Origin of the sequence: Sunxiuqinia rutila (assembly GCF_050589705.1) — a bacterium.
Taxonomy (GTDB): Bacteria; Bacteroidota; Bacteroidia; order Bacteroidales; family Prolixibacteraceae; genus Sunxiuqinia; species Sunxiuqinia rutila.
Map to the genome: position 1 here is coordinate 168,017 of NZ_JBNGOT010000003.1, position 11,738 is coordinate 179,754.

Annotated in this window: 11 protein-coding genes; 8 read left to right on the top strand and 3 right to left on the bottom strand. The window is 42.7% G+C overall.

The annotated features are described in order from the left end of the window. The first annotated feature begins 125 nt into the window (after positions 1-125). Positions 126-497, top strand: a complete 372-nt coding sequence (locus ACRD6K_RS04395; protein WP_430972223.1) for a hypothetical protein — start codon at positions 126-128, stop codon at positions 495-497. 11 nt (positions 498-508) lie between these two features. On the opposite strand, the gene ACRD6K_RS04400 is transcribed toward ACRD6K_RS04395, so the two are convergent. Continuing rightward, a complete protein-coding gene (locus ACRD6K_RS04400; protein WP_430972224.1) occupies positions 509-1,849 on the bottom strand; it encodes a sigma-54-dependent transcriptional regulator in 1,341 nt (446 codons plus the stop codon). A 191-nt stretch (positions 1,850-2,040) separates the two neighbouring features. Continuing rightward, positions 2,041-2,367 carry a hypothetical protein gene (locus tag ACRD6K_RS04405; RefSeq protein WP_430972225.1) on the bottom strand — a complete coding sequence of 109 codons (327 nt, stop codon included), beginning with the start codon at positions 2,365-2,367 and terminating at the stop codon, positions 2,041-2,043. 253 nt (positions 2,368-2,620) lie between these two features. On the opposite strand from ACRD6K_RS04405, the gene ACRD6K_RS04410 reads away from it, so the two are divergent. The 5 genes from ACRD6K_RS04410 (at position 2,621) to ACRD6K_RS04430 (ending at position 6,916) form a co-directional block, all read left to right on the top strand. Next, positions 2,621-2,758 carry a hypothetical protein gene (locus ACRD6K_RS04410; protein ID WP_299577897.1) on the top strand — a complete coding sequence of 46 codons (138 nt, stop codon included), beginning with the start codon at positions 2,621-2,623 and terminating at the stop codon, positions 2,756-2,758. Between the two features lie 16 nt (positions 2,759-2,774). Next, on the top strand, positions 2,775-4,256 hold the full coding sequence (gene dacB / locus ACRD6K_RS04415; RefSeq protein WP_430972226.1) for a D-alanyl-D-alanine carboxypeptidase/D-alanyl-D-alanine endopeptidase: 1,482 nt from the start codon (positions 2,775-2,777) through the stop codon (positions 4,254-4,256). 84 nt (positions 4,257-4,340) lie between these two features. After that, entirely contained in the window at positions 4,341-5,360 is a 1,020-nt protein-coding gene (locus ACRD6K_RS04420; protein ID WP_299577895.1) for a PhoH family protein, read from the top strand. Further along, positions 5,335-6,282 carry a phosphoribosylaminoimidazolesuccinocarboxamide synthase gene (locus ACRD6K_RS04425; protein WP_430972227.1) on the top strand — a complete coding sequence of 316 codons (948 nt, stop codon included), beginning with the start codon at positions 5,335-5,337 and terminating at the stop codon, positions 6,280-6,282. Before ACRD6K_RS04420 ends, ACRD6K_RS04425 begins: the two co-directional genes overlap by 26 nt. A 100-nt stretch (positions 6,283-6,382) precedes the next feature. Continuing rightward, entirely contained in the window at positions 6,383-6,916 is a 534-nt protein-coding gene (locus ACRD6K_RS04430; RefSeq protein WP_430972229.1) for a TlpA family protein disulfide reductase, read from the top strand. A gap of 22 nt (positions 6,917-6,938) precedes the next feature. On the opposite strand, the gene ACRD6K_RS04435 is transcribed toward ACRD6K_RS04430, so the two are convergent. Then, the gene (locus tag ACRD6K_RS04435; RefSeq protein WP_430972230.1) at positions 6,939-8,981 is read right to left on the bottom strand and encodes a cache domain-containing protein; all 2,043 of its coding nucleotides are present in this window, start codon (positions 8,979-8,981) and stop codon (positions 6,939-6,941) included. A 306-nt stretch (positions 8,982-9,287) separates the two neighbouring features. Between ACRD6K_RS04435 and ACRD6K_RS04440 the strand changes: the two genes are divergently transcribed. Further along, complete coding sequence (locus ACRD6K_RS04440; protein WP_430972231.1) at positions 9,288-10,733, top strand: Do family serine endopeptidase; 1,446 nt, start codon at positions 9,288-9,290, stop codon at positions 10,731-10,733. 115 nt (positions 10,734-10,848) lie between these two features. Then, on the top strand, positions 10,849-11,709 hold the full coding sequence (locus ACRD6K_RS04445) for a sigma-70 family RNA polymerase sigma factor (protein ID WP_159519064.1): 861 nt from the start codon (positions 10,849-10,851) through the stop codon (positions 11,707-11,709). The last annotated feature ends 29 nt before the right edge of the window (positions 11,710-11,738 follow it).

Consider the following 11,738-nt stretch of genomic DNA (forward strand, 5'->3'; position numbering starts at 1 on the left):
TCAAACAAGTTACTTCAAAGAGCATAAAATAAGCTGATAAAGCTCCCGAATTAACAATCAGTTCACGCAACTTGTTATCATCACGAACACGTTTTAACCAAACGTAAAAAAAGACAGCAGGAATTATGACAACACGAACGAATAGCATGGAAAATCAAAAGCCCAATTACACCCTTGAAAAGATCAAGGCTTTTGCTGACAGCGACGCAGAAAGCTTGCGCTTGATTTTGAACTCTCTGGTGCAATCAAGCCGGCAAAACCTGGAACTTTTCAGGCAACATTTGCAACAATGCGATGAACAAGCGCTGACCGAGCTGGCTCATAAAATGCTGCCTCTGTTTAAACAGCTGGAAGCCCGTGAAGTGGTTACTCTTTTAAGTCAGCTGGAAGAAGGCCGATTGACACGTTCGGAACGGGAAAGCCTGAGCCGGAATGCCATCGTTCAAATTGAAGCCCTTCTCAGCACACTTGTAGCAGAGCAATCCTTAGAAGACTAGCAGCGATTGGCTTATTTACGCTCAGGCAAGATTATCTTATGCTCTTTCAACTTATTGTACAAAGTCTTTCGGTCAATTTGCAGCAAACGGGCCGCCTGACTTTTGTTGTAGTTAGTGGCTTTCAAGGCCTTCAAAATAAGTTGATTTTCATCGTGCTCATTGCGCAAAGCAAATTGACCTTTTTCAGCATCAGCATACAGTTCGGCTGGAATTTCATTCCAGGTAATCCAGTCCCTCTTGGCTAAAAGAGTTGCACGTTTAACAATATTTTTCATTTCCCGCAGGTTGCCAGGCCAGGAGTAATTTAGCAATACCGGTTCCAGACTTTTTTCAAAGCCCCGAACATCCTTATTTAAATACTGATTCGACTGTTCCAAAAAATGATGAGCAAAGTACAAAATGTCCTCCTGTCGTTCGCGCAGCGGAGGAACGCTAATTTGAAATTCATTGAGCCGATGGTATAAATCTTCGCGAAAATCGCCCTTTTGCTGCGCCTCTGTAAGCTGTTCGTTGGTAGCTGCAACTACCCGCACATCCACTGCCGTTTCCTTGTTGCTGCCTACCGGCTTTACCAGCCGCTCCTGCAAAACGCGTAACAACTGAATCTGGGTGTTGTAGCTGAGGTTGCCCACTTCATCCAGAAACAAAGTGCCCCCATTGGCCGCCTCGAAATAGCCCACCTTATCGGCCACTGCTCCGGTGAAAGATCCTTTTACATGACCGAAAAACTCACTGGCCACCAATTCCTTGGGAATGGCTCCACAATCAACGGCTACAAAAGGTTTGTGGGCACGCTTACTTTTGGCATGAATCAACTTGGCAACATATTCTTTACCGGTTCCGCTCTCCCCAACTATAAGCACTGACATGGGCGTAGGAGCCACCAATTCAATATGTTCTTGTAATTTCCGCGCCGGTTTGCTTACGCCTTCCCGATAATCAACCAGCTGCCCTCTGGCAGTAACAGGCGCCTCCGCTGTCTTCGTTTCAGCCGCAGCGCTCAGGGCTTCCCTAATGACATTCAAAAGCTCATCCGGGCTTAAAGGCTTGGGAATATAACTAAACGCTCCCTTTTTGATGGACTCAATGGCTGTGGCAATATCGGCGTAACCGGTCATCATCACAATCTGTGTTTGAGGCGCTTGCTTTTTCACCAGATGAATGAGTTCCATCCCACTGATATCCGGCATGCGAAGATCAGTCAACACCACATCGAAGCGGTTGTTCCGAATCAGTTGCTTCACCTCAACAGGCGAGGCCACCGTTGTTACTTCATAGTTATTCTTCTCCAACAGTGTTTTCAGCATCAAACCATAAGTTACATCATCATCTATTATAAGAATGCTTGCCATAAATTTTCATCATGCGTTTTCATCTTGCATAAACGAGTCTTTCCTCGCTTAATTGTATACTCTGTTATAAGTATTCACCGACTAAAAGGTTTATAAAAAAACCCTTATCAATCAGAATTTCTTCTTCTTGATAAGGGTTCAAATTGGTCAACAATGACCAGCATTCATCGAATTGATGATTTACTTTTCGTTTATTCCATAGGGTCTTCAACCCTTTCAATTTTCAGGAACTCGCCACTGGCATTGAAGAAAACAGCAATCTTTTCATCATCTTTGGTTAACTTTACTTTGTAACTACCATCAGATCCCTGATAAGCTTTAGCCAGCGTATAATCGGCATAACCATCCGAAATTGCCTTGGTGACTGCTTCAGGCAGGTTTTCCACTTCCATTTCTTCGTAAGTTACCTCTTCCTGTGCAACTGTTGCAAACTGTTGTGCGTTTGCGGCCATAAGGCCAGCTGGCATACTCATTCCCATTACCACTACGGCTGCTGTAATTATCATTCCTTTTTTCATAGCTTCTAATTTTTAAGGATTTTACATTTATAATATGTTTCTATGACCTTCTTATTAGGAATAAGTGTGCCAAAAAAAGGAAGCCAGAAAACCAAAAACATCCCAAAACACTCACAAACAAAACACTACAAGGATGCCAAACACAAATACATAAGCCTTAATTGAAAATTCAAGCATGTGGATTACCCATTACGCTGTAGAAAGTTTCTACAAAAATGAACCAGGAATGGCTCCTAAAAAGTCCTCTTGATTCATGCATTCAATTGCTGTAGTTGAAGAAAAAGTAACCAAGCGGGTTTTCGAGATCGATTTTTTTATTTATTCAGGCGAAATCAATACCTTCCGTCCCAAATTGACAGTCAGCACCGACTATCACCAACAAAGTCACTGATTTACAAACTACATCCATGATCACAATCAGGTTCGTTTTTATAAGTTTGCTCATTACCTGCCTTAGCTGGATTAGCAGATCGCAGGAAGTTCAGAATTCACTGAAGCATGAGATCGACCTATGGCTGAAGAATCCCCACTTAGAACATGCCAGCGTTGGCATTTATTTAAAAGATTCTGAAACCGGCAAAATTCTGGCACAAACATCGCCCCAACTAAGCCTGGTGCCAGGATCAACCCTGAAGTTGGTAACCACAGCCACAGCGCTTGAAATGCTCGGCCCCGACTTTTGTTTTGAAACTCGCTTGGCCTATTCCGGCGAAATCAAAAACGACACGCTTTGGGGCGATCTGGTCATTGTTGGTGGAGGCGATCCGGCTTTAGGCTCTGCCTATTTCAAGGAGCATTACCTACAAAATCACTTTCTGGATCAATGGGTCGATCAATTAAAAAAAGCCAACATTTCCCACATCACCGGCAACCTGATTACCGATGCGACTATTTTTGAAGAACAGCCCATCCCTGACACCTGGATCTGGGAAGACTTGGGGAACTATTATGGTGCCGGAACCTATGCACTGTCTGTTTACGACAACCTGTACACCATTCACTTCAGCTCGCCCGGCCAAGCCGGACAGCCTACTTCGGTAAACTATACCACGCCTTTTATTCCGGGCCTGGAATTACAAAACAAAGTGCTATCATCTAACCGCAATCGCGACCTGGCCTATGTTTACGGAGCCCCCCGGTCGAACCAACAAATCATTCGGGGAACCATTCCGAAAGGCAGAACCGATTTCAAGATCAAAGCAGCTATCCCCAATCCCCCGTTTTTGCTGGCCTGGGATCTTTTGGACCGAATGAAAAAAGCCAACATCAGCCTAAATGGGTTCATTCAAAACCAAGCCCAGCGGCAGGCCAATCGTCAGTTGCAACCACTTGCCATCACCCGCTCCCCTGAGCTACTGGAAATCATCCGGGTAATCAACCACGAAAGTGTCAATCTCTTTTCGGAGCATTTGCTAAAATACCTGGCCTTTTTAATTCATGGAGAAGGTTCAACGCAAAAAGGAATTGACGTGATTTCCGATTTCTGGGAAAAAAGGGGTATCGACACCAAAGGCTTTTTCATGGCTGATGGCAGCGGCTTATCCCATTTCAATGCTTTAACAACCAACCAACTGGTTAACATTTTGTACGAGATGAAGTCCAACAGCAGCTATGGCGAAGATTTTTTTCAAACGCTTCCTTCGGTACCCAATGGAACACTTTACTTCTTCAATCCGGTCAACTTCCCGGGAGAAAGCTTGCGGGCCAAGAGCGGCAGTATGACCCGGGTGCGTTGCTATGCCGGAGAGCTAACCAGTTATCACAATCAAAAAATGCTGTTTGCCATTTTCCTGAATAATTTTTCCGGCAGCCAGCAAAATGCCATCAGGTTGATTGAAAACTTACTGATTCGGATTGCACAAACTCCGGCACTACCTTCCCAAAAATGACCGTATGCACCCTCATATTTTTCCGGCAACTACCAACATTTTTGCTATTTTTGCTGTTAGTGTAAGTGACTTGAAACAATTCTAATGTTTGAAAAACAAATATATCTCGAAGGAGTTGACCCTCTGGAGTTTTACGGTGTAAACAACACCAAAATCGACCTGATCAAAACATACTTTCCAAAACTAAACATTGTCAGCCGAGGCAATCAGTTAATCATACAAGGCGATGAGACCGAAAGCGAAGCTTTTGAAAAAAAGTTTCACCTTTTAATGGATCATTATCACCAATTTAATGTTTTAAGCCTGGACACCATTAATCAGGTCATGAATAACGATTTCTCTCAGCTTGAAGTTGAATTTGAAAATCCCAAAGAAGTGCTGCTGCATGGCATCAACGGGAAACCCATTCGTGCTAAAACCCCTAACCAACGGGTGTTGGTGGAGGAAAGCAAAACAGCTGACCTGATTTTTGCCATTGGCCCTGCCGGTACCGGCAAAACCTATACGGCCATTGCATTGGCTGTTCGGGCACTGAAAAACCGGGAAATCAAACGAATTATTTTAAGCCGGCCGGCCGTTGAAGCCGGCGAACGTCTGGGCTTTCTGCCCGGAGATTTAAAGGAGAAAATTGATCCGTACCTGCAACCGCTTTACGATGCCTTACAGGACATGATACCGGCTAAAAAACTGGAAGAATTTATGAAAGACGGCATCATCCAGATTGCCCCGCTGGCCTTTATGCGCGGACGTACACTGAGCGATGCCTTTGTGATTCTGGACGAGGCGCAAAACACAACGCTCAATCAGCTGAAGATGTTTTTAACCCGAATGGGGATGAATGCCAAATTCATTATAACCGGCGACGAGACGCAGATCGACCTGCCTTCGGTTCACCAATCCGGCTTGGTTCAGGCTAAGAAAATTTTGAAGAACATCAAGGACATTTCGTTTGTTCAGTTTGATGCCAATGACATTGTTCGTCACCGACTGGTGCGTGACATTGTCAATGCCTACGACCAATATTACCAGAAAGAGTTAGCAAAGAAAGAAGCATATAAAAAAGATAAAAACGACAAAAATGACGAAAGCATTAACAAGAACTGATTTTAACTTTCCGAAGCAAAAAAATGTCTATCATGGCAAAGTGCGCGATGTTTACAACATCAACGATGAATACCTGGTGATGGTTGTTTCTGATCGCATCTCAGCTTTTGATGTGGTATTGCCTGAAGGAATTCCTTACAAAGGACAAGTGCTGAACCAAATTGCAGCCAAATCCTTGGATGCAACTGCCGACATTGTTCCAAACTGGAAAATTGCGACTCCGGACCCCAATGTAACCGTAGGCCACCACTGCGAGCCTTTCAAGGTAGAAATGGTGATCCGGGGCTACCTGACAGGCCATGCCTGGCGGGAATACCGCGATGGCAAACGCACCCTCTGTGGCGTTCCGATGCCTGATGGGATGGTTGAAAATCAGAAGTTCGACCAGCCGATCCTAACACCAACAACCAAAGCAGACGAAGGCCACGATGAGGATATTTCGCGCGAGGACATTATTGCCCAAGGTTTGGTGAGCAAAGAAGAATATGAAATGCTGGAAGACTACACCCGTAAATTATTCCAGCGCGGTACCGAAATAGCAGCAGAAAAAGGACTGATTCTGGTCGACACCAAATATGAGTTTGGAAAAAAAGATGGCAAAATCTTCCTGATTGACGAGATTCACACCCCAGACTCTTCCCGCTATTTCTATGCTGATGGCTACGAAGAACGTCTTCAAAAAGGAGAAAATCAAAAGCAATTATCCAAAGAATTTGTTCGCCAATGGCTGATTGAGAATGGTTTCCAGGGAAAAGACGGGCAACAAATTCCTGTAATGGATGAAGCTTTTGTCAGCTCCGTTTCTGAACGCTACATCGAATTGTTTGAAAACATCACGGGAGATTCTTTTGTTAAGTCAGAAACCGAAGCAATCAACGATCGCATTGAGAAAAACGTGAATGCATTTCTTAAGTCGCTGTAACTAAAAACGACATACACACCGCTGAAACTTCCGGGTAAAAATCCGGAAGTTTTTTATGATTTTACCCTAGCACCAATTGTTCATTCAATACATCTTTATTATGACACGCCATTACACGACTCCCATTTTCGCCAGTCTTTTACTTACTGTTTTTACCCTGTTTTCTGGTTGTCAAAGTCCGGAAGATAAGGCCAGCTTGGTCCATGTTGGCCAACAAGTTCCCGCATTCACATATACCAATGCTGAAGGAATGGAAAAGTCAGTGTCCGAATTAAAAGGACAAGTGGTTATGGTTACCTTTTTTGCCACCTGGTGCGGCCCCTGTTTAAAGGAGCTTCCACACATTCAACAAGACATTTTTGAAAAATACCAAGACAACCCTAAGTTCACGCTTTTGGTGATTGGACGTGAGCACTCCAAGGAAGAGCTGGCCGCATTTAAGGTCGAAAAGGACTTTTCACTCGATTTTATTGCTGATCCGGAAAGACAAGTCTATGCAAAATTTGCCAAGCAATTCATTCCCAGAAATTACCTGATCGATCGGGATGGAAAAATTATTTACAGCTCAACTGGTTTTAACGAAGATGAATTCAACCAATTAAAGAAAATACTGGAAGATCAGCTAAAGAGCTAATCAAGCTCCTTTCTGTTTTTTTCTATTTGCCTCTCAGGCTTTCCGGAATGTAAAAATAAAAATCGGAGCCTTTTCCCGGGATGGACTTTACTCCAATATCACCCCCCAGCAAATGAACAATTCGCTTGGAAATAGCCAGACCTAAGCCTGTTCCCCCATAGTTTTTCTGAGCATGGGTTCGGGCTTGGGTAAAGCGTTTAAAAATCTGGTCTATGTCGTCAGCTGAAATACCGATTCCGGTATCCTGAATACTAAAATGTACCCACGAAGCACGTTTGTTTACCCGCAAAACAACACTCCCTGCTTGCGTGAATTTGAAAGCATTGCCGATTAAATTGTCCAATACCTGTTTCAACCGTAACTTATCCGTTCGGATCTTGTAATTTTCAGGCAAGTTATTTTCCAGCTTGAATTGAATATCTTTATTTTCCAGATGTGCAGCCAACTCGGTATAATTCCACAATTCTTCTTCAAGCAACTCGTGAAGCAAAAACTCCTCAGGGTTAACTTTCAACTGATCGGATTCAATTTTAGAAATATCCATAATATCGCTGATCAGCTGAAGCAAAACCTCGCCATTCTTCTCAATTAACCTTAAATAATTCCTTTTTTCTTCTTCTGTAAGCTCTAACTCGTTCAACAGACTTGAAAAACCAAGAATTGCATTCATGGGTGTTCGGATTTCGTGCGACATATTGGCCAAAAATGCCGTCTTTAACCGATCCGATTCCTCTGCCTTTTTTTGCTCCTGAACCAACTCTCGATGCACCCTTTGTCTTTCGTGAATCATTTCATTGGCTACTTCCCCCATGCTTCTGAACTCATCAAAGTACAATTGCCCCGCTTCAATGGTTTTATAATGATGCTTTCCGGTCTGAAAAAACCTGGTAAAATTGCTGTAATCAGCTAAGAAATTGGCATTAAACCGATAAACAACCAGTAGCTGCACAAAAACAATCATCAATAAAACTAAAAAGAGGATCGCTAAATTTTTAATTAATTCATTCCTTAACTTCTCCTTCTGGTGACTGATTTCACTTAAAATCTCATCCAGGAAGAATCCCCCTCCAACAAACCAATTGCATTCAGGAACCAATCTTACAAATGATATTTTGGGAATTTTTTGCCCCGTGCCCACCTTAATCCAATCATACAACAAATAATCTCCTTCAGGAGAGGCCATGGTCAACTCCAGCTCCTGCTCGAAAACAGCCATCTTATCAGGATCACTTCCATCCAGAAAATTAAAATCCCCCTTATAAACCTCCCCATCCATAACAATGGGAGTCCCATCCGTTTCATTGACAAAAACATATCCTCCGTATCGAAAGTGATCACCACTTATCTTACGGGCAATTTCATTTCTAAACGTATCGTAATAATCTTCCAGGTAAGTTTTTGAGCCAAAGTACCAATTCAAGGCCTCCAGCTTCTTCACAAAAACGACTTTATTCTCGGGCAAAGTATCCTCTAAAATGAGCTGATCATCCTCTCCGTAGCGCACATAGCCTTCATCCCCAACGGATAAAACATCCAACTCTCGTTGAACAACTGAATTGCCATGCATATCCGTATGCTCAAGCAAATCCTTACCGGAATAGTCAGGTTTTCCGGGGTAATAAATGCCTGTCCCTTCCAGATCATTAATAAACACATCCATGTAAGGGCTTGGTGTTTTTATGGCAGAAACCGCATCAACAATTAGCTTCTTCAGCGTCTTTTCATCATAATGACTACCATACTCTAAATAGATTTTCTCGGCCAAGCTATGGGCATTGTAAACATTTTCCCTGACACGCTGAGTGATTCGCTCATCGAAAAAACGCCGCTGACTGACAATGTATTCAACTTCAATATCAATCAGATCTCGAATGAACGACTTGTGCTCTTTAAAATACATTTCTTGCTGCTGGCGTGCTGTGTCCCGGAAAATCAAATACTCATGGATGCTGATGAGACTAGCAATAAAAACCGTCATCAACAAAGTAGAAACAATGACAATATTGCGTATTGTGACTGTTAAACTTCTGGAAGTAATCTTTTTAGTGGTTACCTGTTCCCCCATTCACGCTAAAAAGTAAAATGACTAAGTTTTCAATTTTCATACAAAGTTAAGCTATTATAATGAAATAATGTCAGTATCACAAGCAAACAAATGCCTGTTATTCAATAGGAAATTTATAGTATGTCTACCAGGTAAATTTGTACGAGATTCAGCAAACACTCCTATGAATCAAGCCCTTTAAACCACCCAAAGCTGTTAAAACATGTTAAACAATTCAAATGAAACAAAAACAGAAAAACACTGGCACTCTTTATGTGTTAAATTAGCACGTTTAGAAAGAGCTATTAATCTTAAAATAAACACAACATGAAAGATTATAAAAGAATTGGATTAACCTTCGTGGTTGCACTTTTTAGTGCTTTTATTGCCGTTTGGGCATACAATACTTTCTTTGCAAAACCTCAAATTGTAACTGTTCCACAGGAACAATCCATACGATATGCCAGCTTACCTTCGGCGCCGCAAGGAGAGGCACCAGATCTGACCTATGCCGCTGAAAGTTCAGTGCATGCTGTTGTTCACGTAAAAGTAAGCTCAACACAACAAGCCAGACAATTCCATAGTAACCCGTTTTATGAGTGGTTCTATGGCGACCGCTATCAGCAACAGCAACCTCAAATCAGGCAAGGAGCCGGATCTGGAGTGATCCTAGGCAGCGATGGCTACATTGTAACCAACAACCACGTGATTGATGATGCCGACGACATACAGGTAGTACTGAACGACAACCGACAGTTCGAAGCTCAATTGATTGGTGCTGATCCAACAACCGACATTGCGGTTCTTAAAATAGATGAGAAAAACCTGCCTTTCCTGAAGTTCGGAAATTCAGACGCCTTAAAATTAGGCGAATGGGTTTTGGCCGTAGGCAATCCATTTAACCTCACGTCAACAGTAACTGCAGGTATTGTGAGTGCCAAAAGTCGCAACATTGGTATTAACCGTGTCGATATGGGCATCGAAGCATTCATTCAGACCGATGCTGCTGTTAACCCCGGGAACAGTGGTGGAGCATTGGTGAATATGAATGGTGAACTGGTGGGAATCAACACGGCCATTGCCTCCAGAACCGGTTCGTACACAGGATATTCTTTTGCAGTACCCGCTTCGATTGTAGCCAAAGTTGTGGATGACCTCAAGCAATACGGGCAGGTTCAACGGGCTTTACTTGGGGTTAACATAGGCGATGTAACGGCTGAAGTTGCCGAAGAATATAAGCTGGATAAAATCGAAGGCGTCTTTATTGGAAAAGTCAATGAAAACAGTGCTGCCGAAGAAGCAGGAATTGAAAATGAAGATGTGATTATCAGTGTCGATGGTGTGAAAGTCAATTCAACTGCTCAACTGCAGGAACAAATTAGCAAACACCGTCCAGGCGATGTTGTAAAAATTTTGATAAAAAGAGACAACAAACCGAAACAATTTGAAGTGACCCTCCGTAACATGCACGGAGATACAGAAATCATCAAAGCTAGTGACAATATTTTTCTTGGTGCTAAATTTGATGAGTTGTCAGACAAGGAGAAATACCAACTACGCTTAAGCCATGGAATAAAAATCACCAACTTGGATAAAGGCAAACTGAAAGACGCTGGTCTAAAGGAAGGTTTTATCATCACGGACGTGAACAAGGAGGCGGTCAATGCGGTTAATGATTTTAAACGCATTGTCAGTCAGGCTAAAGGCGGAGTATTAATTGAAGGTTTATATTCAAACGGAGAACCAGCCTACTTTGTGTTTGGCATGAATTAATCATCCATAATTCACATAGAATTAACAAACCAAAAGGCTTTAACCAAAGCTGGGCATTCATTTGAATTATTGACCTTAAAAGTCTATATTTGCACGATTTTTTTTAGAAGGGTATATGAGACAATTAAAGATTACAAAATCGATTACCAACCGTGAGAGTGCTTCACTTGACAAGTATTTGCAAGAAATTGGCAAGGAGGATCTGATTACAGTTGAAGAGGAAGTTGAGTTGGCGCAGCGGATTAAAAAAGGCGATCAGCATGCGCTGGAAAAACTGACTCGCGCAAACTTACGTTTCGTAGTTTCAGTAGCGAAGCAGTACCAAAACCAAGGCTTAAGCCTTCCCGACTTAATTAACGAGGGAAACCTGGGACTGATTAAAGCCGCTGAAAAGTTTGACGAAACCCGTGGGTTTAAGTTCATTTCCTATGCTGTTTGGTGGATCCGTCAATCTATCCTTCAGGCTTTGGCTGAACAGTCGCGTATTGTTCGATTACCGCTTAACCAGGTAGGTTCGTTGAATAAAATCAACAAAGCTTTTTCAAAATTCGAACAAGAGAACGAACGTAAACCATCTCCTGAGGAACTCGCAGACTCGCTGGAATTGCCACCTGAGAAGGTTGCAGACACCTTGAGAGTTTCCGGTCGCCACATTTCTGTTGACGCTCCTTTTGTTGAAGGAGAAGACAACAGCTTGCTCGATGTGTTGGTCAACAACGATTCCCCAAATGCAGACCGTAGTCTGATGATGGAATCGCTTGCCCGTGAAATTGAACGCGCTCTTGCTACCCTTACAGAACGTGAAAGTGACATCATTAGGATGTTCTTTGGAATTGGCTGCCAGGAAATGACCCTGGAAGAAATTGGAGAAAGATTTGGACTAACCCGCGAAAGGGTTCGTCAGATAAAAGAAAAAGCAATCCGTCGATTGCGTCATACATCCAGAAGCAAATTGCTGAAAACATATCTTGGATAAAAGATTCTTTTAAACCGCCCCACGAGGCG

Excerpts from the sequence above, each read along its gene's own strand:
- ACRD6K_RS04430 (WP_430972229.1), top strand. The coding sequence starts at position 6,383 with ATGACACGCCATTACACGACTCCCATTTTCGCCAGTCTTTTACTTACT.
- ACRD6K_RS04400 (WP_430972224.1), bottom strand. The coding sequence starts at position 1,849 with ATGGCAAGCATTCTTATAATAGATGATGATGTAACTTATGGTTTGATG.
- ACRD6K_RS04435 (WP_430972230.1), bottom strand. The coding sequence starts at position 8,981 with ATGGGGGAACAGGTAACCACTAAAAAGATTACTTCCAGAAGTTTAACA.
- ACRD6K_RS04395 (WP_430972223.1), top strand. The coding sequence starts at position 126 with ATGACAACACGAACGAATAGCATGGAAAATCAAAAGCCCAATTACACC.
- ACRD6K_RS04440 (WP_430972231.1), top strand. The coding sequence starts at position 9,288 with ATGAAAGATTATAAAAGAATTGGATTAACCTTCGTGGTTGCACTTTTT.
- ACRD6K_RS04410 (WP_299577897.1), top strand. The coding sequence starts at position 2,621 with ATGCATTCAATTGCTGTAGTTGAAGAAAAAGTAACCAAGCGGGTTTTC.
- ACRD6K_RS04405 (WP_430972225.1), bottom strand. The coding sequence starts at position 2,367 with ATGAAAAAAGGAATGATAATTACAGCAGCCGTAGTGGTAATGGGAATG.
- dacB (WP_430972226.1), top strand. The coding sequence starts at position 2,775 with ATGATCACAATCAGGTTCGTTTTTATAAGTTTGCTCATTACCTGCCTT.
- ACRD6K_RS04445 (WP_159519064.1), top strand. The coding sequence starts at position 10,849 with ATGAGACAATTAAAGATTACAAAATCGATTACCAACCGTGAGAGTGCT.
- ACRD6K_RS04425 (WP_430972227.1), top strand. The coding sequence starts at position 5,335 with ATGACGAAAGCATTAACAAGAACTGATTTTAACTTTCCGAAGCAAAAA.
- ACRD6K_RS04420 (WP_299577895.1), top strand. The coding sequence starts at position 4,341 with ATGTTTGAAAAACAAATATATCTCGAAGGAGTTGACCCTCTGGAGTTT.